Source organism: Nocardiopsis sp. iso_237, from assembly GCF_056173345.1.
The window spans coordinates 1,735,811-1,762,734 of sequence record NZ_CM149669.1; the positions used below are offsets into that span (position 1 = coordinate 1,735,811).

Below are 26,924 nucleotides of genomic sequence, written 5' to 3' on the forward strand. Positions count from 1 at the left end.
TCAAGCCGCCAGCGAGGAACGAGCCAGGCGTAGACGAGGATGAAGAATCCCTCTGCAAAGGCGCCGAACCCCGGGCCGAAGCGAAGCGGAGATGCAAGGAAAACACTGAAGCGGAGGCCCGAAAAGGTCCAGCCGTCAGTCCAGGGAACCGCCCGACATCACCGCGTACATCCGGCGGTAGGTGGCCGCCTCCTCGTGGCGGCTCTGCCTCTCCAGCGTGCGCGCCAGGGCGATGTGCGCCCAGTTGTCCACCGGGTCCAGCTCGATCAGGCTGCGGAAGGCCGCCTCGGCCCTGTTGAGCTGAGCGGAGTGGAAGTAGGCGCGACCCAGCAGCTCCAACATCGAGCGGCTGCCCGGCTCGTTCTCCACCACGGGTTCGAGGATCTGGGCGGCGTAGATGGGGTCGCCCAGCTCCATGAACATGCGGGCTCGGTTGTAGGTGTCGTAGGTGCTCTCTTCCACGGTGCTCCTCTCGAGGGTGTCCACCGACGCGGGTCACAACCGCCGTGGGGTGGGCGGCATTCCCGGGGATGGGCGAGGCGGGTGCGGGGCCCGGGGCGGTGGTGCGCACCACCCACCAGAGTGATCCCCGTGCCGGACCCCGGTGACACCTTCCGGGGAACGACACGCGACCGCCCCCGGCCGTACGGCCGGGGGCGGTCGCGTGCTCACGGGACTAGAGGTCGACCGGGGTCACCCTGCCGTTGTCCACGTCGTAGATCGCACCGGCCACCGGCAGGCCCTTGGGCAGCAGCGGGTGGTGCCGGATGCGCTCAAGGTCGTGCTGGAGCGCGCCGAGCTGGTCGTTGTCGGTCTTGAACTCCAGGCTGCGCGTGTCCACCCCGTAGTCGTTCAGGATGAGGTCGTGGACGACGTCGTCGTTCTCCACGGACGCCATCTTGCACTTGGTGTGCGGCAGGATCAGCACGCGGTCCACACCCAGCAGGTACACGGCCAGCACCAGCGTACGCAGGGTGTCGTCGGTGACCCGGGCGCCCGCGTTACGCAGGATCTTCGCGTCGCCGGGCTTGAGGCCGAGCATGGTCAGCGGCTCGATCCTGGAGTCCATGCACGTGACGAGGGCCAGCCCCCGGGCGGCCAGCGGTTTGAGACCGGTGAGAGAGAAGTCGGCGGCGTAGTCGGCGTTGGCGCCGAACACGTCGTCGAAGGCCCCGGGGGGAGGGGTGACGTTGGTGCTGTCGCTCACTTGTAGTGACTCCCTGTGTCGTATGGGTGCATGGACTGCCGTGCACACAGATAAGCACACCCGTGCGCACGGCTCACGTGAAACTCAGGCCCCGGATCCGGGAGGGGCGATTCCGGAGTCGGTCCGACCACTGCCGACCGTGACGACGGCACTGGTCAGGGCCTCTCCGGAGCCGTCCCGACGCTCGGTCAGGTCCGGCAGGCGAACCGGCTTTCCGTCGGCTCGTGACGCCCGGGCCGGGGCGCGTCCCACCCACGCGAACGTCAGGGTGTCCTCACCCTTCAGGTAGCGGTGGCAGCGCACCCCGCCGGTGGCCCGACCCTTCGAGGGGTAGGCCGCGAAGGGGGTGACCTTGGCGGACCCGGGCAGGGTGCTCTCCAGCGCGTCGCCGCCGCCGGAGACGGTCACCACGACCGAGTCCTCGGGGCTCGGCACCGCGCCGAACCACAGCACGCGGGCCTCCTCGGACAGCCGTACACCGGCCACGCCGCCCGCCTGACGGCCCTGCGGGCGGGCCGTGGAGGCCGAGAAGCGCAGCAGCTGGGCCTCGGAGGTGATGAAGACCAGGTCCTCCTCGCCGGTGGACAGCTGGGTGACGCCGATCACGCGGTCGTCGTCCTTGAGCGAGATGATCTCGAAGTCGTCCTTGTTCGGCGGGAAGTCGGGGGCGACCCGCTTGACCACACCGCCGACGGTACCCACGACGAAGCCGGGCCCGGAGGTGTTCATGGACACGATCGACACGACCCGCTCGCCCTCGTCGAGCTGCACGAACTCGACGACGCCCAGACCGGCGGCCAGCGGCGGGCGCTCGGGTTCTCCGTCGCCGTCAGCGGGCAGCTCGGGCAGCTCCACCACCGGGACCCTGATCATCCGGCCCAGGTCGGTGACGAACCCGATGTCCGAGCGCGAGGTGGTCGGGACCGAGACCTCGACCGCGTCGTGCTTGGCGCGCAGGCCCGTGTACACGCGCGGCGTGGTCGCGCCCTTGGTGCGGCCGATGTGGCCGTCGACGCCGAGGAGCACGTGGCAGGGCTGGTCGGCCATCTCCAGCGGGATGACGGCGGCGCGGGCCACCCCGTCGCTCTCGCGCAGCTGCGTGCGGCGGGGGGTCGCGAACTTCTTGGAGACGTCGTTGAGCTCCTTGGAGACCACCCGGCGCAGCTTCTTGTCCGACTCCAGGATGGAGGTGAGCTCCTCGATCTCCAGGTCGAGCTTGTCCCGCTCGGTCTCCAGCTCCAGCCGGTCGAAGCGGGTCAGGCGGCGCAGCGGGGTGTCGAGGATGTAGCGCGCCTGGATCTCGGAGAGGTCGTAGGCGCCCATCAGGGACTCGCGCGCGGCGGCGGTGTCGTCGGCCTCACGGATGAGGGCGATGACCCGGTCGATGTCGAGCAGGGCGACGAGCAGGCCGGCGACCAGGTGCAGCCGCTCCTGGCGCTTCTTGCGGCGGTGCTCGCTGCGGCGGCGCACCACGTCGAGGCGGTGGTTGACGTAGACCTCGAGCAGCTCACGCAGGCCCAGGGTCTGGGGCTGGCCGTCGACCAGGGCCACGTTGTTGATGCCGAAGGTCTCCTCCATCGGCGTGAGCCGGTAGAGCTCCTCCAGGACCGCTTCGGGGTTGAACCCGTTCTTGAGCTCGATGACCAGGCGCAGGCCCTGGTTGCGGTCGGTGAGGTCCTTCAGGTCCGAGATGCCCTGGAGCTTCTTGGACTGCACCAGCTCCTTGATCCGGCTGATGACCTTCTCGGGGCCGACGCTGTAGGGCAGCTCGGTGACGACCAGGCCGGTACGGCGCGCGGACACCTTCTCGATCGCGACGGTGGCGCGGGTCTTGAAGGTGCCGCGGCCCTTGCGGTAGGCGTCGCGGACGCCGTCCAGGCCGACGATGGTGCCGCCGGTGGGCAGGTCGGGGCCGGGGACGAACTCGGTGAGCTCGTCCAGGGTGGCCTCGGGGTTGGCGATCAGGTGGCGGGCGGCCGCGATGACCTCGCCCAGGTTGTGCGGGGCCATGTTGGTGGCCATGCCCACCGCGATGCCGGACGCGCCGTTGACCAGGAGGTTGGGGAAGGCCGCCGGAAGGACCTCGGGTTCGGTCTCCTGACCGTCGTAGTTGGGCTTGAAGTCGACGACGTCCTCCTCGATGGAGGACACCAGGAGCTCGGCGGCGCTGTCCAGCCGGGCCTCCGTGTACCGCATGGCGGCCGGGGCGTCGTCGCCGCCCAGGGAGCCGAAGTTGCCGTGGCCGTCGACCAGCGGCACGCGCATGGCGAAGGACTGGCTCAGTCGGACCAGGGCGTCGTAGATGGCGGAGTCGCCGTGGGGGTGCAGCCGACCCATCACCTCCCCGACCACGCGGGCGCACTTGACGTGGCCGCGGTCGGGCCGGAGGCCCATCTCGTTCATCTGGTACAGGATGCGCCGTTGGACCGGTTTCATGCCGTCACGCGCGTCGGGCAGAGCACGTTGGTAGATCACCGAGTACGCGTACTCCAGGAAGCTGCCGCGCATCTCCTCGGAGACGTCGATGTCGATGATCTTCTCGGCGAGATCCTCGGGGGGACGGGAAGTAGTACGGGCCATGTCCGTAATTCTGGCCTGTGCCAGGGACTGAAACGTACGGGGGCGCGTGGTTGGGCGTGTGTGAGTCGCGCGACTGGGGGGTTTCGCACCGTCTTCGACACGGTTTTCCGTCCCCGGGAGGACCCGGGGACGGAGAACACGACTCGCGTGTCGCGGGTGCGCCCTCCTCCGCACACCCGGTCACGGGAGGGCGTGCGGAGGAGGGGCGGGAGGGGCCGTCAGCCGGTGGTCACGGCGGTCTCCCCGGCGGGGACCTCCAGCGAGGTGCCGTCGGAGAAGGTGACGGTGAGCGGGTCCGTACCCGGGTTGAAGGCGGTGTACGTGCTGGTCCCGCCCTTGTCGAACACGGCGTAGTGGGCGGTGTCGGCGGTCACGGACACGTCCACGGTGCCGAACTCCGCGAGGGTGGAGACCCACTGGTAGGTGTGCGGCTTGGAGCCGCCCGCCTCGGGTTCGTAGGTCTGCCACTGCTCCTCGAACATCCGCAGGGCGTCGTCACCGTCGGAGAGCGCGCGGTGCGCCCAGTGGATGTCCCGCCAGATCTCCGGCTCCCCGCCGAGCTTGTCCACGAGTGACTCGTAGATCACCCCGGCGTGCTCGGGGTCGTACCCGAGGTAGAGGGAGCCAGCGGTGATGGGCAGGTAGTTGATGCCGTAGTGCTCCTCGTGGCCGCCGTCCCACCAGATGCGGTAGTCGCCGCCGTCGCCCCAGACCATGCCCACGACGTCCTCGGGGTAGTCCTCGGGGAAGGTGTCCCCGCCGGCGTTCTGCCAGTAGCGGGCGATGGTGGAGGCCTGGGTGGTGTGGAGGTAGACACCGAGGTCGCGCAGTTCCTCGTCGCCGGTCAGCGCGCCGAAGTGGGCGGTGGCGGCGGCGAAGTGCATGCCTTCGGAGGAGGACTCCTGGTTGTTGCCGGCGGCGAACCCGGCGTGGCCGGAGGCCCAGCCGTGCCCGGCGTAGGGGGAGAAGGAGCGCAGGCGGGGGAACATGTCCCCGTCGGTTCCGGCCACGTCCTGGATGAGCAGGCGGATCATGCCTCCCCAGGCGTCCTCACTGGCCCAGTCGCGGTCGTAGCGGGCGACAACGGCGGCGGCCGAGACGAAGTAGCCGTAGTGGAAGTCGTGGTCGTTGAGTTCGGTGGCGGCCCCGAAGCTGTCGGGGTAGCCGAGCATCGTGCCCCACTCCTCGTCGTAGTGGAACTGACGGGTGCCCCCGGCGGTGAGCCAGTCCTCCAGGCGCCCCTGGACCAGGGAGAGGAGTTCGTCCCGGGCCTCGGTGTGGCCGATGGAGTCCGCGATGGGGATGAGCTGCGCGAGGCGGCCCATGGCCTTGCCGTCCCAGTAGGTGTCGCCGGGCTCGGGGAAGAGCTCCTCCTCCGCGAGGACGTCGTCGATCAGGGCGGCCAGCCGGTCGTGGTCGGCACCGTCGACGGTGGGCAGGCTGGGCATGATGCCCTGCGTGGTGAGTTCGGTGGTGAAGGAGGCGCCCTCGGAGACCTTCATCTCGCCTCGGGGGGAGGCGTAGGCGAGGTCGGTGAGGTCGCCCGTGACGTTGGCCCACTGGTGGGGGTACAGGGCGGTGAGGGTTCCGGTCTCCTCGCCCTCCCTGGCTTCGGTCTCCAGCCGGTAGGTGCTGGTGAGGGAGGACGCCGCCTCGTCGTAGTCGTACTCCACGACCGAGCCGGTGACGAAGGAGTGGGCGTAGGGGGCGAAGGCGTCCAGGTCCTCGGGTGAGGGCAGGACGGCCACCGAGTAGTACCCGTCGTCGCCGGTGTCGGCGGTGAGGGTGTCACCGGAGACGGACCAGGGCGCGTCGGAGGGCGCGAACAGGGCGTAGTGCCTGCCGTTCACGGTGGCGCCGACGGTGGAGCCGTCCTCGTGCCAGATCTCGGGGGTGCCGGAGAAGGTCACCTCGGCCCCGGCGCCCTCGGTCTCGGCGTAGGCGAAGGGGAGGCCCTGACCGATGGTGACCCGGAGCTGGGCCCCGCCGCCCTCCCAGTGGGCGGTGACCGTCCAGTCTCCGCTGTCGGCGGTGCGGGTGTCGGGGGAGTCGAGTCCGGCGGCACCCAGGGTGAGGTCGGAGACGGCCGTGTACTCGTACTTGAGGTCGTCACCGACCATCTGGTGGGAGTCGGGGTAGCCCATGTCGAGGCCGCCCTCGTGGGGGTTGTAGCTCAGGGGGTGGGCGAAGAGGTTCTCGCCGTGGGGGTTGTCGGGGTAGCGCTGGAAGATCAGCGAGGACCACCACTCGTTGGTGGGGGCCGGGCCGGTGTGGTCGTCGGTGACCTTGGGCGAGACGGGATTGCCGTTGAGGTCGGAGGGGCCCGAGGCGCCCTCGGGGCGGGTGCTGGTGTAGCTGCCGGAGCCGACCGGGACCTCGGCCGCGCCCTCGGCGGAGACCGGGGTGGCGGAGGTGGCGCCGGTGACCGCGAGGGTCGCGCCGCCGACCACGAGGGCGGAGGCGGCGGCGAGCAGACCGAGGGAGGTCCGGGGCCGCGGGTGCGCGTGTCGGGGGAAACGGGGGAGGAAGCCGCTGGTGGGGCGGCTTCGTGGTTGCGCCATCGTCTGCCTTTCGTGCTTCTCTCAAGGGGGCCGCCGGATTCGGGAGCGCTCCCAATCGTGAGGGCCTGAGCCCTGGCGTCGAGTGTTCAGGTGACACTCGGTGAGCGCAATGCCACATAACGGGAAAGTTCCCATTCTGTTACCACCGCCCTCCCGGGTTTCGGCGGAGGGGCGGCGGTACGCGCGGGTCGCCGCGGGCCGCGGGCCGCACGGCCAAGGCACCGCGCACCTGGCGCGAGGCTCGGTACGCCCGGGCGGCCGCGGGCCGTACGCACGGCGTCGACGAGCCCGGTGGGGCGGATCCGCTGAGAGCTTGCACACGGGGCCGACGCGCAGATCCGTGCTCGGGGGGCGCCCCGGGACAGCGTCACCTGTGGATAACCGCGTCCACCCCCACGGCCTCTGGTACCAAGGAGTCATGGCCACTCCCACCCAGCCTGACGTCCCGGTCCCCGACGCGCCGACCACCACCGAGCCAGCCCTCTCCGCCGCCGACGGCGCCCTGCGCGAACGCGCCGAGGGGCACCTGCGCGCCCTCGCCGGCGAGTCCGCCCGCCTGCGCGAGGACCAGTGGACCGCCATCCACGCCCTGGTCGCCGAGCACCGCAGGGCACTGGTCGTCCAGCGCACCGGCTGGGGCAAGTCGGCGGTGTACTTCGTGGCCACCGCCCTGCGCCGGGCCGAGGGCGCGGGCCCCACGGTCATCGTCTCCCCGCTGCTCGCGCTGATGCGCAACCAGATCGCCGCCGCCGAGCGCGCGGGCATCCGCGCCCGCACCATCAACAGCTCCAACACCACCGCCTGGGAGTCCACCTACGCCGAGGTCTCCCAGGGCCTGGTGGACGTGCTGCTGGTCAGCCCCGAACGGCTCAACAACCCCGAGTTCCGGGACCGCGTCCTGCCCGAACTCGCCGCAGGGGCGGGCCTGGTCGTCATCGACGAGGCGCACTGCGTCTCCGACTGGGGCCACGACTTCCGGCCCGACTACCGGCGCATCCGGTCCCTCCTGCACGACCTGCCCGACGGGGTCCCGGTCCTGGCCACCACCGCCACCGCCAACGAACGCGTCACCCATGACGTGGCCGAACAGCTCCAGGCCGGGGCCGACCGGGCCGACACCCTGGTCCTGCGCGGCAGCCTGGAGCGCGAGAGCCTGAGCCTGGGCGTGGCCGAACTGCCCGACCCCACCGCGCGGCTCAGCTGGCTGGCCGAACACCTGCCCAAGATCCCCGGATCGGGCATCGTCTACACGCTCACCGTCAGCGCCGCCGCCGAGACCGCCCGCTTCCTCACCGAACAGGGCCTGGAGGTGCTGCCCTACACCGGGCAGACCGACCCCGACGAGCGCAGGCTGGCCGAGGACGCCCTCCTCGGGAACCGGGTGAAGGCGCTCGTGGCCACCAGCGCGCTGGGGATGGGCTTCGACAAGCCCGACCTGGGTTTCGTCGTGCACCTGGGCGCCCCGCAGTCACCGATCTCCTACTACCAGCAGGTCGGCCGTGCGGGACGCGGTGTGGAACGGGCCGAGGTGGTGCTCCTGCCCGGCCGCGAGGACGTCCGGATCTGGGAGTACTTCGCGGGGCTGTCCTTCCCCCCGGAGGACACCGTTCGCCAGACCCTCCAGGCCCTGGCGGAGTCCGACAAGCCCCTGTCCACCGCCAACCTGGAGACCCGGGTGGACCTGCGTCGCACCCGCCTGGAGCAGATGCTCAAGGTGCTGGACGTGGACGGGGCGGTGCGCCGGGTGCGCGGCGGCTGGACCGCCACCGGTGAGCCCTGGACCTACGACGCCGAGCGCTACGCCGCCGTCAGCGCGGCCAGGGAACGCGAACAGCGCGCCATGCTCGACTACGTCTCCACCGACACCTGCCGGATGGAGTTCCTCCGCCGACAGCTCGACGACCCCGCCGCCGAACCCTGTGGCCGCTGCGACGTGTGCACCGGCCAGTACTGGACCACCGACGTCGACACCGGCCGCCGTCAGGCCGCCGCCGACCACCTGGACCGGCCCGGCACGCCCCTCGCGCCGCGTCGCCAGTGGCCCTCCGGCATGAACACGCTCGGGGTGGGCCTGTCCGGCAAGATCCCGGAGAACCTGCGGGCGGGGGAGGGGCGTGCCCTGGGCCGTCTCACCGACATCGGCTGGGGTACCGAGCTGCGCCGTATCTTCGCCGAGGACGCCCCGGACACCCCCGTGGACGAGCGCGTCCTCCAGGGAGTGGTGCGTGTGCTCGCCGCCTGGGGATGGGAGAACCGACCGGTCGGGGTGGTCGCGATGCCCTCGCTCTCCCGCCCGACCCTGGTGGGGGACCTCGCCGCCCGGATCTCCGAACTCGGCCGTCTCACGCCGCTCGGCTCCCTGTCCTACCGGACCCCCACGGGCCCGGGGCCCCGCCGCCACAACAGCGCGATGCGCCTGGAGCAGGTGTACAACGCGCTGGTGGTGGATCCCGCGCTGGCCGAGCGGGTGGAGGACCTTCAGAGAGACACCCCGGGCCCGATCCTGCTGGTGGACGACCAGGCCGACACGGGGTGGAGCCTGACCGTGGGCGCCGCCCTGCTGCGCAAGGCGGGCGCCCCGGAGGTGCTGCCGCTGACCCTGTCCACCACGGGCGGGTGACCCGGAGGCCTGGGTGCGGGTGTCCCAGCCGGGCACCCGCCCCGCCCTCGGGGATCCACGCTCACGGGGCAGCAGAGTCCGGCGGTCCGCCCGCCCGGGTGCTGGACGGTCCGCCAGAGCGGGGTACACGGTGCGGCCGAGGCAGGCCCTCGGGGGCGCCCACCGGTCTTCCTGGCGGGCCGCCGGGCCGCCGGGGCGGACATGACGAGACCCCGTCACCCTGGGGTGCGGGGTCTCGGAAAACCGACGGTCTAGCGGAGGCGCTGGCCTCGGGGCGCGCCACGGCGCACCGGCTCGCCCTCACCCAGGTCCGGGCGGGCGCCCGGCTGGTGCAGCGCGCGGGCGGCCAGCCTGCTGGCCCGGCCCAGCGCCTCTTTGGGGTGCCGCCCGGTCAGCCACGCGGGGAGGAAACCGGCGATGAACGCGTCACCGGCGCCGACGGAACCGGGGGAGGGGTCCACCGGCTCGGCCGGGGCCCTCACACAGTCCTCGCGGGTCTTGGAGGCCCACAGCCCACCCTCCTCGCCGAGCTTGATCACGACGTTGGGGAACCAGGCGGTGAGCACCTTCGCGGCGGCCTCGGCGTCGTCCCGGCCGGTGAGCACCCGGGCCTGGTCGACGTTGACGAACAACAGGCGCGCGCCCTGCGTCCAGTCGAGGAAGTTCTCCGCCCCCGCGCGCTCCAGCGGAGCGTGCGAGCCGCCGTCCACGGAGATGGACATCCCGCTCTCCCGGGCCATGCGCAGGGCCACCCGGGCCGCGCGGCGGGAGTCGGAGTTGATCAGCGTGTACCCGGACACGTGCAGGTGGCCGTCGGGGCCGAACACGTCGCGGGGCAGGTCCTCGGGCTGGAGACGGGCGTTGGCGCCGGGGTCGCTCAGCATCGTCCGGTCGCCCCGGTGGGTGATCATCACCACGCAGGTGCCGGTGGAGCGCTCGGGGTCCATCACCATGCGGGAGTCCAGGCCGTAGCCCATGAGCTCCATCTCGCGGGTGCGCCCGGTGATGTCCGAGCCGCGACGACCGACGAACGTGGTATCGGTGCCCTCGACCGCGAGCCACGAGGCGATGTTCGCCCCGGAACCGCCGCCGTACATGATCACCGACGCCGGAGTGTCGCTGCCGCGGGCCAACGGGTGGAACGCGCGCGCGACGGCATCGGTCATCAGATCACCGATCACGACCACTCGAGTCATTTCGCCAGCCACCACCGAGGGTTTGAGAATCTGTGCCCGCACGACGTTAACAGCTTAACGATCAGTGTCGGGTAACGAACTGACAGCGCCCGGGACACGCGGTCACGCAGGGGCCGCCGCGGGTCGTGAGGCCCTGCGCACAGGGGTTTTCGACCCACCCAGGAAGACTATCCGCACTCGGCGTGATCTCGGACGCCCGTCCGTCTCCGGAAGGGGGTCGGGCACACTCCGAGGGCGGGGACCCCGGCCGCGTCGAGGAACCGGAACCCGGGAACGTCCACGACACACGCACCCGTCACCGCGAGTACGGGAGGGTACCCGGCTCCCGTCGGAGGCCCGTCGGGGGCCTGTCTGAGGGGTCGATTTCGGTGACCCCGCATGGACTTTCCCCGAATTCGACCGATTGTCGTCTAGTCTCGCTGTCGTGCAGTCCTACCCGAACCACTGGGAAGCCGACGTCGTTCTGACCGACGGAGGCACCGCGCACCTGCGCCCCATCACCCCTGACGACGCCGACCTGCTGCGCGAGTTCCACTCCCGGCTCTCACCGGAGACGATCTACTACCGGTTCTTCGCGCCCTACCCCAAGCTCTCCGACCGGGACGTGAAACGCTTCACGACGGTCGACTACGAGGACCGTGTGGCCCTGGTCGCCACCATCTCCGACTCCATGGTCTCCGTGGTGCGGTACGACAAGGTCGCCCCCGAGGAGGCCGAGGTGGCCTTCGTCGTGGAGGACGGGCACCAGGGACGGGGCCTGGCCTCGGTGCTCCTGGAGCACATCGGGGCCGCCGCCCGCGAACGCGGGGTGCGCCGCTTCATCGCGGACGTCCTGCCCGAGAACCGACGCATGATCAACGTCTTCCGCGAGGCCGGGTACACCGCGCAGCAGACCTTCGACGAGGGCGTCATCCGCCTCACCCTCGACCTTCAGCCCACGGACGACTCCACGGAGGTCATGCGGGCCCGCGAACAGCGCGCCGAGTCGCGCTCCATCGCCCGCCTGCTCTTCCCCGAGTCCGTCGCCGTCATCGGCGCGAGCCGCACGGCGCACACCATCGGCCAGACCGCACTGCGCAACCTGCTCGGCGGCGAGTTCCAGGGCCCCGTCTACCCCGTCCACCCCGAGGCCAAGGCCGTCGTGGGCGTGCGCGCCTACCCGTCCGTCCTGGACATCCCCGACCAGATCGACCTCGCCGTGGTGGCCGTGCGCGCCGACACCGTCGTCGACGTGGTCGAACAGTGCGCCGAGAAGGGCGTGCACGGGCTGATCGTGGTGAGCTCCGGGTTCGGTGAGGTCGGCCCCGAGGGGCGTGCCCGCCAGGACGAACTGGTGCGCACCGCCCGCGCCGCAGGAATGCGCGTGGTCGGTCCGAACTGCCTGGGCATCGCCAACAGCGACCCCACGGTCTCGCTCAACGCCACCCTCTCCCCGGACCTGCCGCCGCAGGGACCCATCGGCTTCTTCTCCCAGTCCGGTGCCCTGGGCCGCGCCATCCTCCAGCGGGTGGCCGAACGCGGCATGGGCCTGTCCACCTTCGTCTCGGCGGGCAACCGCGCGGACGTGTCCGGCAACGACCTCATGCAGTACTGGCAGGAGGACCCCGCCACCAAGGTGGTCCTCCAGTACCTGGAGTCCCTGGGCAACCCGCGCAAGTTCACCCGCCTGGCCCGGCGCCTGGCCAAGCAGAAGCCGGTCGTCGCCGTACGCAGCGGTGGTTCCGCGCGGACCACCCCCACCGGGCACGCCGCCGGTGGCCTGGCCCTGCCCGACTACGCCGTCACCTCCCTGTTCCAGCAGGCGGGCGTCGTGCGCGTGGACGACATCACGCAGATGTTCGACGCCGCCCAGGTGTTCGCCTACCAGCCGTTGCCCGAGGGGCCGCGCGTGGGCATCATCGGCAACTCCGACTCCCTGGAGCTGCTGGTCAAGGACGCCGCGGTCCGTCAGGGGCTCAAGCCGCACGACCCGGTCAACCTGGGCCCGCAGGCCACCGCCGACGACTTCGACACCGCGATCCGGGCCGCGCAGGCCGCCGAGGACGTGCACTCGATCGTGGTGGTCTTCGTCCCGGCCCTGCACCCCATCGGTGACGACGTCGCCCGCGTGCTGCGGGCCCGCTCGCTGGACTCGGACAAGCCCATCGTCACCACCTACCTCGCGCGCCAGGGCCTCCCCGAGGAGCTGCGGCACGTCGGTGACCAGGGGCAGACCCTGCACGGATCGGTGCCCTCCTACCCCTCTCCCGAGGACGCCGTCCGCGCCGTCGCCCACGCCACCCGGTACGCCCAGTGGCGCAACCGCAAGCCCGGACGCCACCCCGAGCTGCCCGACATCGACCGTGCCCGGGCCCGCGCGACCATCGGCCGCGCGCTCAAGAAGGCCGGGCCGACCGACGAGGACGTCGCCTGGTTCGGTGGCGAGCGCCGTTACGACGAGGAGACGGCGATCTCCTCCGAGGACGCCCGCGACCTCCTGGCCTGCTACGGCATCGCCGCCTACCCGGACATCAAGGTGACCTCCGCCGAGGAGGCCGTGGTCGCCGCCGGTGAGCTCGGCTACCCCGCGGTGGTCAAGGCCGACGCCCCCGACCTGCGGGTACGCGCGGGAGGCACGTTCGTCCGCGCCGACCTGCGCACCCCCGAGGACGTTCGGAGTGCCTACCTGTCCCTGGAGGACCGCTTCGGCGGCGAGGCGGAGCTGGTGGTCCAGCGCATGGCGGCGCCCGGCGTGCCCACGGTGGTGCGCGCGGGCGACAACCAGTCCTTCGGCTCGGTGGTCTCCTTCGGGCTGGCGGACGTCACCGCCGAGCTGCTCGACGACCGCGCCTTCCGGCTGGCGCCGCTGACCGACATGGACGCGGCCGACCTCATCCACGCGGTCCGGGCCGCCCCGCTGCTGTTCGGGCTGCCCGCAGGGGCCACCTCGCTGGCCGAACAGCCCAACGTGGAGGCCCTGGAGGAACTGCTGATCCGGGTGTCCCGCCTCGTGGAGGCCTTCCCCGAGATCGGCTACGTGGACCTGGACCCGGTTCTGGTCAACGCCACCGGAGCGCACGTCCTGGGCGCCCGCATGTGGCTGCGCGAGGCCCCCGAGGTGCGCCCCGACGTGGGACCGCGCCGTCTGCGCGGGGTGACGTTCTGATCAGGGAATGGGTCTCACGTTTCGGCGGACGGTCGCGAAGTGTCGCCGGAAGGGGGCAGGATAGAGGTATGAGGAAAACACGTGCCGTGTCCACGGATTGGCGCCTGGAGATCGAGCGGAGCGGCTACTACCCCGCTCTGGTGATCGACGCCGTCGCGACCACCCTGGGCGAGGAGGACGCCGAGGCGTTCATCGTGCACCATGAGGCGACCTTCGACCCGGCCATGGAGATGCGTCGGCACATCACCGTCATGCTGCTGACCGCCACCCGCCTCGTCGTCTGTCACACCGACGAGCACCCGCCCACCGAACCCGGCGGCACCTCGCACGCCTCCACCACGACCGACAGCATCCAGCTGGGCAACATCCAGTCGGTGGCGCTGACCCGGGTGGTTCCCAACCCCGCCCAGTACACGCCGGGCAGCCTGCCCAGCGAGCTGGTGCTCAGCGTGAACCTCTCGGTGAACTGGGGCGCGGTCGCGCACATCGACCTCGAACCGGCCTCCTGCGCGGACGAGAGCTGCGAGCTCGACCACGGATACACGGGTGCCCTCACCGCGGAGCCGCTCACCCTCAGGGTGAGCGAGGCGGCCGACGGTGCGGAGGCGGTCACCACCATGCTGCACTTCGCGGACGCGCTGTCCGCCGCGACCACGCGGCGCTGACACGGCGAACACGCCAGAAGCACACCCGGCGGGGCCGGGGCGACCTCCTCGGAGGGGCGCCCCGGCCCCGTCCGCGTCGAGGCGCCGGAACACGGGTTCCCCACGCCGTGTCCGTTGAAGGGGGCGCAGCCGCTGGCTACAGGCGACCTGGCCACCACCATCCACGCCGTGGGCGTGGACGTTTTCCGGTCGGGCGCATGGTCGTCAACGGCCAGCCCAAGCCCGCCGCCGACATCCCTCCGGGATCCGGTGTCGGTCGGTCCGGTGCGGCCGGGACCCGGTGGGCGAACCCCGTCCCCATCCACGAACCAGCCAGCCGGTGCTCCCATGAACCGGGTTCCGCACGGCGGGTCCTCCGCTCTCCCAGCCGGGTCCGCTGTCCGCCTCCTGTGGGAGGGGTGCCTCGTCGGTGGTTCCGTGGGGCGGGTGGGAGCCCCGGCGGGCGTGAGCGCTAGCGTGTGGTGCACGTAACACCAGCGCGCTCGCCCGTAACACGGACCCGGCAGACTCGTCGTTGGTGGGCGTGGCCCGGGACCGCCGCGCGTACCGCCGCCAGTGACGCCGTGGCCTCCGCGCGCGTTCAACGGAGAGAGGTCAGCCCGCGATGACGCAGCACCCGACGCCCCCGAACCCCTCGGACGACGCCCCCCTCGTACGGTCGGACGTCGACCGGGCCATCGCCACCATCACCCTCGACTCCCCGCGCAACCGCAACGCCCTCTCCGCGCGGCTGCGCTCCCAGCTCTCCGCGGCGCTCTCCGCCGCCATGGCCGACGACGACGTCCGGGGCGTCGTCCTCACCGGCAGCGGCCCGGTCTTCTGCGCGGGCGCGGACCTCAAGGAGGTCGGCGCGGCCCTCCAGGGGACCCCGGTCGAACCCGCACCGGAGCTCCCCGAGATCTTCGAGCAGATCATGGGCGGTCCCAAGCCGGTGATCGCCGCCCTCAACGGCGCCGCCCGCGCGGGCGGTATCGGCCTGGTCGCCGCCGCCGACATCGCCCTCGCCCCCAAGAGCGCCACCTTCGCCTTCACCGAGGTGCGGATCGGTGTGGTCCCGGCGATCATCTCCGTCCCGGTCTCGGCGCGCATGCACTCGCGCCAGCTCAGCCGCTACTTCCTCACCGGGGAGCTCTTCGACGCCTCCGACGCGGCCAGGGCCGGGCTCATCACCCAGGCCGTTCCCGACCGCGACATGGACCAGGCGTTGGACGCCGTCCTCCAGGGGCTGCGCGGCTCGGCCCCGAGCGCGCTGTCCCGCACCAAGGAACTCCTGGGCGAACTCGGCGGCGGGGCCCAGGCCGCCCCGGACCGCCGCACCGAGGTGTTCACCCGCATGGGCGAGCTCTCCGCCGAGTTCTTCGCCGGGGAGGACGCGGCGGAGGGCCGCGCCTCCTTCTTCGAGAAGCGCCCGCCACGCTGGGCCCGCTGACGCCGTCCCGCCGCCGCTCGGCCCCGGAGGTGGGACACCCGAATCACCGGGTGTCCCACCCGGGTTCCTACGCTCTCCGCGACAGGCCACAATGGTCGGGTGAGCTACTCCGGAGATACCAAGGTCGGCGGCCCCGCCGACCTGCGCCAACTACCGCATCTGACGATCACCAAGCTGGCCGTGGGCCCGATGGACAACAACGCCTACCTCCTCCGCTGCCGGAGCACGGGCGAGGCGGTCCTCATCGACGCGGCGGCCGAACCCGACCGAATCCTGGAGCTGATCGGTGAGGACGGGCTGACCCGCGTGGTCACCACCCACCGCCACCAGGACCACTGGCAGGCCCTGGCCGAGGTCGTCGGCCAGACCGGCGCCCGTACGGTCGCCCACCCCGACGACGCCGACGAACTGCCGGTGTCGGTGGACGAGCCGGTCGCCCACGGCGGCACGGTCCCGGTCGGGGACAGCGCACTCACGGTCATCCACCTGCGCGGCCACACGCCCGGGTCGATCGCCCTGCGCTACGACGACCCCGAAGGCCACACCCACCTGTTCACCGGTGACAGCCTCTTCCCGGGCGGGGTCGGCAAGACCTGGTCCGACAAGGACTTCCAGACGCTGTTCGGTGACGTGTCGGAGCGGCTCTTCGGAGCGCTGGCCGACGACACCTGGGTGTACCCCGGGCACGGTGGCGACACCACCCTGGGCGCCGAGCGTCCGCACCTCGCGGAGTGGCGCGAGCGCGGTTGGTAGGAACCTGACCGGGCGCGGCGGTGACACGGACCGCCGCGCCCCGGACACTCAGGTCCCGTAACAGCAGAAGCCGAGGTGGCCGAGGTGCTCCGCCACGGCCTCGGCCGCCTCGGCGCCGTCCGCGAGCGCCCGGTGGAACGAACGCATGGCCGCCTCGGTCCGCGCGTCGTCCACCGGCACCGGACTGGCCACCACCGTGCGGGTGCCCCGGGCCAGCAGGGCACCCACGAACCCGCCCGGCCGCCCCGGCGCGCCGCCGAAGCCGTGCCCGCCCCAGCAGCTGGACAGGACCGCCAGCGCCGGAGCGGAGGGGAGCGCCGTCAGGTCGCAGGCCAGCAGTGGCCCGTCACGCAGGTCGAACCGGTCGAGCATGGGCGTGCGGTCGCCGACGCTCCCGTGCCCGGCCAGGTGGGCGAGGTCGCATCGGGCCAGTGCGTCGAGGATCCGGTCCCGGCCCGCGTGGACCAGGACCCGCGCGCCCGGATGGGCCCTGGCGAGGGCGGCCACCTCCAGCCGTGCTCTGCGCGGCTCCGGTCCGCACACCAGCAGGACCCTGTCCCGGCGGGGCCGGACGGTCGGTCGTTCCGCCCAGGACCTCGCCGTGGGCACCAGGCGCACCGGCCGCCCGCGCAGGCCCGGGAGCTGTCCCCAGGGCAGGTCGCCCGCGTACGGTGCGGCCGTCACCACCAGGGAACGGTCCCCGACCAGGGGCAGGAGCGGGCCGAGCAGAGTCGACGAGACCAGCGCCGCCGTGCCCGGCACCGGACGGTCGGGATCGGAGCGACCGGGTGGATGCGTCCGCTCGTGGACGAACCTGCCGAGCGCCCGACGGATCCGCACCAGCGGCCCGAGACCGCGCGCGTGGACGCGTCCGGCCACCGCGACCAGGGCGACGGCCTCGGATCCGGCCACCGTGAAGTGGACGAACGCCCGGCCCTCCAGGCGCTCCAACAGCGACTCCAGTACCGGGAGCCGGTGTTCGCTTGAGGCCTGCCGAGTGCGAGGCGCCCGCCAGTGCGCGGACTCCCAGCGCCGCGCGTGGTGGTGGGCCTCGGGACCGGCGCCGCGTCCCAGGGCCAGGCGGTAGTGGCCGGTCGGGTCCGCCATCCTGGGCGCGGAGGCGGTCTCCGGGGTCGGTGTCAGGCCCTCGGCCCAGGTGCGGCCCAGCTCGGCCCACTCCAGGGCGGTCGCGGGATCCCCGGCGAGCAGGGAGGTCTCCAGTCCGGCCCGGAGCACGTGGGGGTCGCGGTCAGCGGTTCCGAGCCAGGACCCGGGCGCGGTGGCGCCGCGCTCGGAGAGACGGTCCAGCGCCCGACGCGCGTCCGTGAGCAGACCACGCCTTCCGGCGACGTCCCACGCGTTCCGGTGGCCGGTCCCACGGCCGCCTCCGCACTCCGCGGGCTTCCGGTCGAGGGGTGGCGCCACGGCGGGCACACGGAGTTCCAGGAGGTCCCTGGCCCGGCGGGCCGGCACACGGCACCGCGCGGCACCGTCGGCCACGCGCTCCAGCCGACGGGCCAGGCCGGTCCAGAGCGAACCCGGGCCCAGGCCCGCGCGGATCCGCCGGGTGAGGTGGAGCGCGCCGGGGTGGTCGCCCTCCATGAGGCGGAGCTTGGCCTCCACCAGCACGCGCGCGGTGCTGTCCTCGTCCGCGTGCCAGGTGGCCTCGGCCAGGGTGCGCCCGGCCTCCTCCACCAGGCCGACCGAGAGCAGCGCCTCGGCCAGGTCCACCCGCAGCGGGCCCTGGCGGTCGTCGGGCATCTGGTGCGCGAGGTCGTGGAAGGTGGTGATGGCGGTGTCGGTGTCGCCCCGGTAGAGGTCGAGGCAGCCGAGGTTGTGCCGGGCCACCAGCCCGAGCAGGGGGAGGCGGCGCGCTTCGGCCAGGGAGAGCGCCTCGTTGAGGTGGTCCTCGGCCGGACCGAAGTGTCCGCAGAGGGTCTGGGCCAGGCCGAGATCGGTGAGGAGCCCGGGGAGCACCGGGTCGAGTTCCGAGACGGGGTGGCCGCGCAGGCGCCTTCGGGAGTCGTTGAGGAGGACCAGGGTCTGGTCGCAGCGTCCGGCCTGAGCCAACCTCACGCCCTGCGTGACCTGCGCCAGCAGTGCGCGTCCGGTGGCCAGGAACGGTGGGTCGTCGTCCGGGGGAGGGCTTGTGGTCGAGCGGGCGGGCGTTGCGCGGGGGAGCACGTCCGACAGCCTTCTTTCACCAGGGGGCCGGTCAACTCCAGTGATAGCAGCGCGCCCGGCCGGGCGGGAGTGGCCCGCGTCAACCTGTGGATAACCTGGCGATCACGGAGTATGACGAACCCGGGCGAAGACGGACACGTGGCGGCGAGTTGGCACACGGACCAAACGGGGTTCGGACCGTGGCCGATTCCCTTTCCCCTCGCGCCCGGCGCCCCCGGCTCAGACGGTGAACCAGTCCGTGACCGTCAGGGGGCGGCCGGGGCGGTCCACGACCAGACACAACGGCCCCGGGGGCACGGCGGTGTCGAAGCGGCCGTCCATCCGGACGAACAGGAGGAGTGTGGAGCCGGGGCGCCGGAGGTGCACGTCCACGTGGTCGAACTCGCCCCTGACCAGGCCGGACAGGACACGTTGCCCACCGCGTTCGCGTACCTGGAGGTCCAGGTGGACGCCGTCCAGGTCGAAGGTCAACACGCTCGGGGCGGTTCCCTCCTCGTCGCGCTGGAGCGGTTGCTCCGGGGAGGGGACCGTGTCACTGACGGTTCTGGCCATCCTGGCCCCGTCGAAGGAGCGGTCGAAGGCGGCGAGCGCGGCGGCCCGACCGGCTCGGTCCTGACGTGGGTCTGGGTCGTTCCGCACGGTTCACGCACGCCTTTCGCTCGGATCTGCGTTCGCTCGAAGGGTGCGGCGGAGCTGACGGATCAGATGCCGCCGCTGGTTCGGGGTGGTCCGGTGGGAGATCGGTCCGGCGTCGGGGGAGTCGTCGAGGTAGAGGCGTGCGACCCGGCGGTCCACCGGGTCGGTGAGGCCGTCGACGGCCCGGTGGAGCGCGGCGTGCCGTTCCTCGTGCAGGTACCGGCGTTCGGGGTCGTCCTGGTCGTGGGCGTACCCGTCCATGTCGACGGGATCGGTGGGAACGAAGCGCTGCCGGTGCCGCCGCTGGCGGTCGCAGGCCGTGTGCGTGGCCCGTCGCAGCCAGGCGGCGAGTCGGTGCGGGGAGTGGAGGCGGGTCAGGTGCTGGTTGAGGCGGAGCCACACCGTCTGGACGGCGTCCTCGCGGTCCTGCTGCGGGAGCCGGTACGAGCGCGCGATGGCGTTCACCATGGCGAGGTGGCGGTCCACGATCGCCTCCCACGCGTCCGCCCTCCCGTGGCAGGCGCCCAGCACGAGTTCGGCGTCGCTGGGCTCGACCGGATCGGGAGACGGCGCCGGGACGGGGCCGGTTGTGGCCGGAACCGGCAAAGAAGTGGTAGAAACATACCCTGAACAGTGCTGATGGGCGTTTCTGTCGAGGGTTTCCGGAGACTGGATGCCCTCTTGAGTCTGGTCTGGCACATCCGCCCCCACTATGATCGGACTCCCTGTCGCCGCCTGGGCCACACGCTAATCACTGGGTGTCCCGGGTGCGGTGGGAACGCTGGAAAATACCAGCGTGCGAGATGGTTCTCAGGGTGCCATTGGGGCACAATGGGGCAAAAGGCATTCAGGCGGGTATGCAACCTTCTCGTAGTACGAGGGCGTCGGGGAAGCGCACTCGTTCGTATCAGGAGGTTCGGTGTCCGCACGTGGCGTCTTGTACGTCCACTCCGCACCCGCGGCGCTGTGCCCACATGTCGAGTGGGCGGTCGCGGGTGTCGTTGGAGTACCCGTCAAACTCGACTGGGTCGCGCAACCGGCGGCCCCCGGCCATCACCGCGCCGAGCTCAACTGGCAGGGGAAGCCGGGGACCTCTGCCGCCGTGGCCTCCGCGCTCAACGAATGGCAGCGCCTGCGTTTCGAGGTGACCGAAGAGGGGTCGCCCGGCTGCGACGGCATGCGCTACAGCTACACGCCCAGCCTCGGCGTGTTCACCGCCGTCACCAGCGCCGCGGGTGAGGTCCTCGTTCCCGAGGGCAGGCTGCGCGCCGCCATGGCCACCGCGGCGAGAGAGGGCACCGACCTCGCCGCCGAACTCGACCGACTCACCGGGCGCTCCTGGGACGAGGAGCTCGAACCCTTCCGCTACGCGGGTGACGGCGCCCCGGTGCGCTGGCTGCACGCCGTGGGCTGATCCCGCCCCGGGCAGCACCGTGCGGGCGGAGGCGATGCTCCCCCGATATGTCGAGTATCGCCCCACGGCCCGAGCCAGCACCAGTCGCGCCACTCGTGCCTGTGGACAACCCGACGCCGGTGGGACTGCCCCCGCGTGTTCGGGCGGACGCCCGCGCCGTGGTTCCGGTCACGAACCAGGCGGTGGCAGTGCCGGGCCGAGGTCGCCAGCGTGTGCAGCCTGGACACGGGCGAGCTCGCCACCGGGTATCCCGGTTCCGGTCACGAAGGTGGCGGTGACAGTGCCTGGCCGGTGGATCCGGGTGGGGCCATGACCGCGCACAGCCTGGACACGGGCGAGCTCGCCACCGGGTATCCCGGTTCCGGTCACGAACCAGACGGTGGCCGTGCCGTGCCGAGGTCGTCACCGCACGCAGCCTGGACTCGGTCACGAACGTGGCGGTGACAGTGCCTGGCCGGTGGATCCGGGTGAGGCCGTGACCGCGCGCAGCCTGGACACGGTGGGGCCGAGACCGCGCCGCGGCTGCATCCGGGCGAGGTAGAGACCCGGCCGCAGCTCCGGAGACGACGTTGGCGACCGCCGGGTCAGGGAGGGGTCTCCTCGCTGGGCCATATGGCGGAGGCCAGCAGGACCGCGGCCCAGATGCCCAGGGGTACCAGGGGCCAGTACGGAACCAGCTCGCCGCCGAGCAGGCTGGCCACGCCCCAGACCCCGGTCAGTGCTCCGGCCACGCCCAGCCACCAGCGCCACTCCTCGCCCCACTCCTCCCAGGGCACCAGCCCACCGGCCGGTTCGGGGTCGGGGCGACGCTCGCGGTGGACCCTCGGCGGCGGCACCGGGATCTCGGGTTCGGGGAGGTCGGCGGTCAGGGAGCGCAGCTCACCGACCAGGACCGAGCTCAGGGCGGCACCCACGCGGCGCTCGTACTCCTCGTGGTCCAGACGGCCCTCGGAGAACGCCACCGCGAGGCGGTCGACCGTCAGGTCCCGCTCGGTGTCCGAGGCGCGCATCTGGTTCAGCGGCAGACGTTGGGCCTCCACTTCCCACCCCCAAAGGCGCGTTGGTTTCCACACGATACGCGCCGTGTCCGGCGGGCGAAAGGGATCATGGACCCCAGTTCCAGCAGTTTGCGAACCACCTCCGGCGGGGTGGTTTCATCGCAGGTCAGAGCGCTAGCCAACGGGACACTTCGCGGCACGTGGACGGATCCGCCGCGCCCACCAGGCCGGTGTGCTCGAAGGACCCCCGATAGGTGAACCCGGAGCCGTCCAGACGGGTCAGCAGACCCCCCGTCTCGGCCAGCACCAGACCCGGCGCGGCCACGTCCCAGTCGCGCACCGGGACGTCCTTGACGAACAGCTGGGCGTCGCCCTCGGCGATCCGACAGAGCTTCAGCGCGATGCTTCCGCTCTCCAGGTACCCGCCGTAGCCGAAACGGTCGTACACGCGCCGGGCCACCCCGGAGGGCTCCGGGGTGTTGTCGGTGAGCACGCCCCGGCCGGGAGGAGCGGGCGGCTGCGGGGGCAGCGGTCTCCCGTCGCGCCGGGCGCCCCGCCCGCGCACGGCCGTGTAGAGGGTCCCCCGCTCGGGGGCGAAGACCGCCGCCACCTCGGGGCGCCCCTCGACGACCAGCGCCGCCTGGGTCACGTAGCCGTCGAACCCGTGGACGTAGCTGGCGGTCCCGTCGATGGGGTCGATCAGCCAGTACCGGGGCGGGCGGTCCCGGGTGAGCGACCCCGGGTCCTCCTCACTCACCACAGGGATACCGGCGTCGATCACGTTGAGCCACAGGGAGAGCGCCCGGTGCGCCCTGGCGTCCGCCTGGGCCTTGAACTGGCTCCCCTCCCACACGCCGTCCCGCGCGGCCGGGTCCGAACGCCAGGCGCGCAGCAGCCCGCCGACCTCCGTGACCGCGGTCGCCAGCGCCTCCGACAGCTCCCGCCGTCCGCTCATCGGACCCGCACCGGGACCGTGGCGGGCCGCTCACCCGAGGGCGCCGCTCCGGGCGGGGCGAACCCCTCGACCGGGGAGATCCCGTGGGAGGCGAACCGCTCCTCGGACATGAACTCGTCGGTCCAGCGCCGCACCATCGTGACCCCCTCCCGCCACTCGTCGGTGAGCCGGGGGCCGCCGCACACGGCCTGTCGGAGCAGGCCGGTGATCTCGTCGACCCCGGCGGCCACGGTGAGAGCCGCGGTGGAGGAGAAGCGGGGGTTGATCTCGAAGATCCGGGGCCGTCCCCGCTCGTCCAGGCACAGCTGCACGTTGAAGGGCCCGTCCGCGCGCAGGGCGCTCTGGACGGCGTGGCAGGCACGGACGACCTCCGGGTGCCGCCGGGTGACCGCGTACCTGGTGACGCCCTGCTTGAGCAGGACCTCCTTGGGCACCACCGCCTGGACGTCGCCGTCCCGCCACACCACGACGGACACGGTGTACTCGGGGCCGGTGACGCGTTCCTGCACGATCAGCTCGTCGGCCGCGTATTCGCTCTCCGCGACCACGCGGCCCAGGTCGCGGGCCGACGCGACCACCCGCACGCCCCGACTGCCGCGACCGCGGCGGGGCTTGACGATCAGCCCGCCCGGGGAGCGGTCGGCGGCGCCGGTCGGCCACTCCGAGGCGAGCCAGGTGCGGGGGACCCCGATCCCGGCGTCCTCCAGTCGGCGCATGAGGGCGTACTTGTCCAGGCAGGTGGTGACGAACCCCGGGCGGGGCAGCAGGACGGCGACGCCGTCCTCGGCGAGGTCGGCCGCCCGGACCAGCTCCTCGTCCACCAGCGGAACCACGGCGGCGGCCGCCTCCTCGGCGCACAGGGCCCTCATCCGGGGGAGGAAGGCCTCGCTGTCCCCCGGCGGGACCAGGCGGCCCCGGTCGGCCAGGTACAGGCCGGGCGCGGCCGGGTCCACGTCGGTGGCCACCACCCGGAAACCGTTCTCACGCAGGTGAAGGATGGTACCGGGTGTGGGGGCGGAGCCCGCCGTCGTCACCACGACGGTCGGTTTCCTCGAAGTCTGCTGTGGCACCGGCTGAACCCTTCCGAGCGAGATTCGAGTGGGCCGGGGGATGGATCGAGCCTAGACGCGGGAGTGCCCCCGGGGCCCGGGATTGGCCGGATGCGGTTGCCAGGACAACCGAACGGGTCGCTCGCGCGTGTACTCACTGGCCCCGGGAGGAAGGGCAGAGGGCGGGTGACGCGCTCGGTGCGTCACCCGCCCTCCGGCGACGGGGGTTCCCTAGGGAGTGTTTTTTGGATGCTTTCGCCGGTGGCGGCGGAGCCGCCATCGATGCGAGCGGCCGTCGCCCCTACTGTGCGCTGCTACGCAAGCTCCGCAGCCTCGCACAGCGGGGGCCCGGCAATCTCTCGCAAGCCGTGGAGTGAAGCTGCCCCTACTGTGCGCTGCTACGCAAGCTCCGCAGTGTCGCACAGCGGGGGCCCGCCCGGGTTTGGCTGTCCGAGCTTCATCGGCGCAGCGAGAGGCAGCCTGGTGGTCGCGAGCGCGGAATGATCCAAAAAACACGACCTAGTCCTGCTCGTACGTGGGCGTGATGACCGCGCGGCCGATCGCGTGCGAGAACAGGTTGAACCCGAGGAACGCCGGGCTCGCGGCGGCGTCGATGCCCAGGGTCGGGACGTCCACGGCGTGCACCGCGAACATGTACCGGTGGGGACCGTGCCCGGCGGGCGGGGCGGCACCGATGTAGCGGTGGCTCCCGGCGTCGTTGCGCAGGGTCACGGCCTGTTCCGGCAGACCGGAACCGTTGCCCGCGTCCGTCGCCAACTCGGTCACGTCGGCGGGGATGTCGCAGACCGCCCAGTGCCAGAACCCGCTCGCGGTGGGCGCGTCCGGGTCGAAGCAGGTGACGGCGAAGCTCCGGGTCCCCTCGGGGAACCCGCTCCAGGACAGGTGCGGGGAGACGTCCACGCCCCCGGCACCCATGATCCCGCTGACCTGCGCCCGGGGCAGGCCCTGGCCGTCCTTGACGTCGTCGCTGGTGACGGTGAACGCGTCGACGACGGGCAGGAAGTCGTAGGGAGAGGGTGGCTTGGCCACGGGGATGGCCTCCTTCGTTCTCGGTGTCGTCCGTTCCGGCCCGCCGCTGGCGGGCCCTGTTCCGAACATACGCGTCGACGGGCACGGGCGCGGTCTTCTGCGCGGCGGTCCGTGGGGGTACGGTCGTGCCACACCGGGCCGAATCCGGTTCGGTTCGCACACCGACCCATGGAGCCGACATGACCGACCGCTGGGGCATCACCGTTCCCTTCGAGGGCGTCCCCCTGGCCGACCAGCGCCCGCTCTTCGAGGCCCTCCCCGACCTCGGCTACACCGACGCGTGGTCGTCCGAGGCCAACGGCACCGACGCGTTCACCCCGCTGGCGCTGGCCAGCGTGTGGGCGCCGAGGCTGCGGCTGGGCACCGCGATCGTGCCCGCCTACACACGGGGCCCCGCCACCCTCGCGATGAGCGCCGCCACGATGGCCGCCGCCGCACCCGGCCGGTTCGTCCTGGGGGTGGGCACCTCCTCGAACGTGATCGTGGAGCGTTGGAACTCCCTGCCCTTCGAGGAGCCCTACAAGAGGGTCCGCGACACCGTGCGCTTCCTGCGCGAGGCGATGACCGGCCGGAAGGTCAGGGCGGACTACGACACCTTCTCCGTCCAGGGGTTCACGCTCGGCGCCGTCCCCGAGCAGGCCCCGCCCGTCCTGGTCGCCGCCCTGCGCCCGGGCATGCTGCGCCTGGCGGGCCGCGAGGCCGACGGCGCCATCCTCAACTGGCTGTCCGCCGAGGACGTGCGCACCGTCGCCCCGATCGTGCGCGAGTTCGGCGACGACAAGGAAATCGTGGCGCGGATCTTCGCCGTGCCCGACACGGACCCCGAGACCGCGCGGGGGATCGGCCGCTGGGCGATCTCGGCGTACCTGAACGTGCCCGTCTACCGGGCCTTCCACGAGTGGCTGGGCCGCGACGAGCTCGGTCCCATGTGGCGGGCGTGGGAGGAGGGGGACCGCAAGCGGGCGCTCGCGGCGATCCCGGACTCGGTGGTGGACGACCTCGTCGTGCACGGACCGGCCGCGTACTGCCGTGAGCGGATCGGCGCCTACGCCGAGGCGGGGGTGGACACCCCGGTGATCGCCCCGATCGGCCCGCCCGGCACGGACCCGGCCGAGGTGGTACGGGCCCTGGCTCCCCGGGGCTGAGCTCCGGGATGTTCCCCGCACCCCACCGCGCGGGGAACATCCCGACTGTTCGGTATGCCCTCACTCCAGGGGCCCCAGCAGCCTGCGGGCCCGCAGCACCAGTTCCAACTCGAAGCGCGCGCCGGGCTCGCGGAGCCGGGCGCCGAACAGCTCCTCCAGCTGCCGCATCCGGTACCGCACGGTCTGCGGGTGGATACGCAGCCGCTCCGCCGCCTCGTTGGCGTTGAACCCCGACTCCAACCACGCCAGCAGGGTGTCGGCCATACGCTCCCGCTGCGGCTCCCGCATCCCGGCGAGCGGCGCCAACCGCGTCCGGGCCAGCTCCGCCACCAGCGCCGTGTCCCGTGAGAGCAGCAGCTCCGGCAGGTGGTCGCTCCACCGCAGCACCCCTCGCCCGGACACCACCCCGGCCCGTGCCAGCTCGGCCAGCTCACGCGCGCGTGCCAGCGACGCCGGGGCCTCGTCCAGGGGCACGGTCGGACCCAGCACCGCGCGGTACCCGCGTAGGGAACGCTCCAACGACCTCAGCCTGCCCGGGCCCTCGGGGTCGGGCACCAGCGCGCACGGCTCCAGCCGGTCCAGGTCCACCAGCACGTCCGACGGCGGTGTCGGCGTGCCGGTCGATCCCTCCTGGTGCAGCAGTGCCACGGCCACCCGCTCGGGCACCCGCCACCGCGCCGCCCGCGCCAGGGTCGCCACCGCCCTCGCCTCCGGCTCCGTCCCGGACTCGGCCAGCAGCACGTCCAGCAGCCGGGACCGGCGCCGCCGCAGCGCCTCCACACCCGCGCCCCGCACCTGGGCGTGGCCCTCGGCGGCGGCCGTGGAGATCTCCTCCTGGAACGCGAAGAGCGCCTCGCCCAAGGCGGCCATCTGGTCCCGGTCGATCGAGTCGGCCCCCGCCAGGCGGCGCCACGCCACCGCAGCAGACGTGCGCATCCCGGTGTGCAGGCACTCCAGGGTGCGCCCCTGCCGGGCCTCCCCGGCACCGAACGCGCGGAACGTCCGCCCGATCGCCCCGGGGCCCTCGGAGTCGGGGCCGTCCTCCGTGCCCGCGTGGCGCACGGACCCCGATCCGTCCTCGATCCGGTCCAGGAAGGCGTGCGCGGCGGCGGCGATCACCGTCCGGACCGACTCCACGTGCGCGGGTTCCAACGTCTGGGAATGGGCCTCGGCCCGGCGCCGGACGGCCTCCACGGCCTCCTCCGTCAGGTGCGGCACCAGGGGGCGGAGCCTGCTTCCCAGGGCGGGGGGAAGGTCCGCGACGAGGGCGCCGCGGGCGCCGTCCCGTAGTCGGTACGTCATGTCACCTCCGGCACGGGCGCACGCGCCGGACCGGC

20 protein-coding genes are annotated in these 26,924 nt (G+C 72.4%); 7 read left to right on the forward strand and 13 right to left on the reverse strand.

Annotation, left to right across the window (positions count from 1 at the left end; all coding sequences use genetic code 11):
- Positions 1–135 precede the first annotated feature (135 nt).
- From AC0VYM_RS07880 to AC0VYM_RS07895, 4 genes are all read right to left on the reverse strand, one after another.
- Positions 136–462: a tetratricopeptide repeat protein gene (locus AC0VYM_RS07880; protein WP_475460592.1), complete on the reverse strand. Its 327-nt coding sequence runs from the start codon at positions 460–462 to the stop codon at positions 136–138.
- A gap of 214 nt (positions 463–676) precedes the next feature.
- On the reverse strand, positions 677–1,207 hold the full coding sequence (locus tag AC0VYM_RS07885) for a beta-class carbonic anhydrase (RefSeq protein ID WP_475460594.1): 531 nt from the start codon (positions 1,205–1,207) through the stop codon (positions 677–679).
- Positions 1,208–1,291: 84 nt separating this feature from the next.
- Complete coding sequence (locus tag AC0VYM_RS07890; RefSeq protein ID WP_475460596.1) at positions 1,292–3,787, reverse strand: DNA gyrase/topoisomerase IV subunit A; 2,496 nt, start codon at positions 3,785–3,787, stop codon at positions 1,292–1,294.
- A 218-nt stretch (positions 3,788–4,005) separates the two neighbouring features.
- Positions 4,006–6,348, reverse strand: coding sequence for a glycosyl hydrolase (locus AC0VYM_RS07895; RefSeq protein WP_475460598.1), 2,343 nt, complete (start codon positions 6,346–6,348; stop codon positions 4,006–4,008).
- Positions 6,349–6,766: 418 nt separating this feature from the next.
- On the opposite strand from AC0VYM_RS07895, the gene AC0VYM_RS07900 reads away from it, so the two are divergent.
- Positions 6,767–8,968 carry a RecQ family ATP-dependent DNA helicase gene (locus AC0VYM_RS07900; RefSeq protein ID WP_475460600.1) on the forward strand — a complete coding sequence of 734 codons (2,202 nt, stop codon included), beginning with the start codon at positions 6,767–6,769 and terminating at the stop codon, positions 8,966–8,968.
- 251 nt (positions 8,969–9,219) lie between these two features.
- Here AC0VYM_RS07900 and AC0VYM_RS07905 read toward each other — a convergent pair whose 3' ends face one another.
- On the reverse strand, positions 9,220–10,155 hold the full coding sequence (locus tag AC0VYM_RS07905; RefSeq protein ID WP_475462969.1) for a carbohydrate kinase family protein: 936 nt from the start codon (positions 10,153–10,155) through the stop codon (positions 9,220–9,222).
- A 433-nt stretch (positions 10,156–10,588) separates the two neighbouring features.
- Here AC0VYM_RS07905 and AC0VYM_RS07910 point away from each other — a divergent pair, with 433 nt between their 5' ends.
- The 4 genes from AC0VYM_RS07910 to AC0VYM_RS07925 all read left to right on the forward strand — a co-directional run bounded on the left by AC0VYM_RS07910 (position 10,589) and on the right by AC0VYM_RS07925 (position 16,156).
- Entirely contained in the window at positions 10,589–13,309 is a 2,721-nt protein-coding gene (locus tag AC0VYM_RS07910) for a bifunctional acetate--CoA ligase family protein/GNAT family N-acetyltransferase (protein WP_475460602.1), read from the forward strand.
- Positions 13,310–13,395: 86 nt separating this feature from the next.
- Positions 13,396–13,974, forward strand: coding sequence for a DUF5998 family protein (locus tag AC0VYM_RS07915; RefSeq protein WP_378735365.1), 579 nt, complete (start codon positions 13,396–13,398; stop codon positions 13,972–13,974).
- 604 nt (positions 13,975–14,578) lie between these two features.
- Positions 14,579–15,403: an enoyl-CoA hydratase-related protein gene (locus AC0VYM_RS07920; RefSeq protein ID WP_475460603.1), complete on the forward strand. Its 825-nt coding sequence runs from the start codon at positions 14,579–14,581 to the stop codon at positions 15,401–15,403.
- A 99-nt stretch (positions 15,404–15,502) separates the two neighbouring features.
- Complete coding sequence (locus AC0VYM_RS07925) at positions 15,503–16,156, forward strand: MBL fold metallo-hydrolase (RefSeq protein WP_475460605.1); 654 nt, start codon at positions 15,503–15,505, stop codon at positions 16,154–16,156.
- 48 nt (positions 16,157–16,204) lie between these two features.
- Here the strand turns inward: AC0VYM_RS07925 and AC0VYM_RS07930 are convergent, their stop codons facing one another.
- The 3 genes from AC0VYM_RS07930 to AC0VYM_RS07940 form a co-directional block, all read right to left on the reverse strand.
- The gene (locus AC0VYM_RS07930; protein ID WP_475460607.1) at positions 16,205–18,340 is read right to left on the reverse strand and encodes a CHAT domain-containing protein; all 2,136 of its coding nucleotides are present in this window, start codon (positions 18,338–18,340) and stop codon (positions 16,205–16,207) included.
- 219 nt (positions 18,341–18,559) lie between these two features.
- Complete coding sequence (locus AC0VYM_RS07935) at positions 18,560–18,979, reverse strand: carboxypeptidase regulatory-like domain-containing protein (protein ID WP_475460609.1); 420 nt, start codon at positions 18,977–18,979, stop codon at positions 18,560–18,562.
- A gap of 3 nt (positions 18,980–18,982) precedes the next feature.
- Positions 18,983–19,582 (reverse strand): RNA polymerase sigma factor, encoded by a 600-nt coding sequence (locus AC0VYM_RS07940; RefSeq protein ID WP_475460611.1) that lies wholly within the window; start codon positions 19,580–19,582, stop codon positions 18,983–18,985.
- Between the two features lie 313 nt (positions 19,583–19,895).
- On the opposite strand from AC0VYM_RS07940, the gene AC0VYM_RS07945 reads away from it, so the two are divergent.
- On the forward strand, positions 19,896–20,390 hold the full coding sequence (locus AC0VYM_RS07945; RefSeq protein ID WP_475460613.1) for a DUF3145 domain-containing protein: 495 nt from the start codon (positions 19,896–19,898) through the stop codon (positions 20,388–20,390).
- Positions 20,391–20,974: 584 nt separating this feature from the next.
- On the opposite strand, the gene AC0VYM_RS07950 is transcribed toward AC0VYM_RS07945, so the two are convergent.
- The 4 genes from AC0VYM_RS07950 to AC0VYM_RS07965 form a co-directional block, all read right to left on the reverse strand.
- Positions 20,975–21,430, reverse strand: coding sequence for a DUF1707 SHOCT-like domain-containing protein (locus tag AC0VYM_RS07950; RefSeq protein ID WP_475460615.1), 456 nt, complete (start codon positions 21,428–21,430; stop codon positions 20,975–20,977).
- A gap of 124 nt (positions 21,431–21,554) precedes the next feature.
- Positions 21,555–22,343: an inositol monophosphatase family protein gene (locus AC0VYM_RS07955; protein WP_475460617.1), complete on the reverse strand. Its 789-nt coding sequence runs from the start codon at positions 22,341–22,343 to the stop codon at positions 21,555–21,557.
- Positions 22,340–23,380, reverse strand: a complete 1,041-nt coding sequence (locus tag AC0VYM_RS07960) for an ATP-grasp domain-containing protein (protein WP_475462970.1) — start codon at positions 23,378–23,380, stop codon at positions 22,340–22,342. The genes AC0VYM_RS07955 and AC0VYM_RS07960 overlap by 4 nt, the downstream gene beginning before the upstream one ends.
- A 531-nt stretch (positions 23,381–23,911) precedes the next feature.
- Positions 23,912–24,442, reverse strand: coding sequence for a YbhB/YbcL family Raf kinase inhibitor-like protein (locus tag AC0VYM_RS07965; RefSeq protein WP_475460619.1), 531 nt, complete (start codon positions 24,440–24,442; stop codon positions 23,912–23,914).
- A gap of 179 nt (positions 24,443–24,621) precedes the next feature.
- On the opposite strand from AC0VYM_RS07965, the gene AC0VYM_RS07970 reads away from it, so the two are divergent.
- Positions 24,622–25,587 carry an LLM class F420-dependent oxidoreductase gene (locus AC0VYM_RS07970; RefSeq protein WP_475460621.1) on the forward strand — a complete coding sequence of 322 codons (966 nt, stop codon included), beginning with the start codon at positions 24,622–24,624 and terminating at the stop codon, positions 25,585–25,587.
- A 60-nt stretch (positions 25,588–25,647) separates the two neighbouring features.
- Here the strand turns inward: AC0VYM_RS07970 and AC0VYM_RS07975 are convergent, their stop codons facing one another.
- Positions 25,648–26,889 (reverse strand): PucR family transcriptional regulator, encoded by a 1,242-nt coding sequence (locus tag AC0VYM_RS07975; protein ID WP_475460623.1) that lies wholly within the window; start codon positions 26,887–26,889, stop codon positions 25,648–25,650.
- Between the last annotated feature and the right edge of the window lie 35 nt (positions 26,890–26,924).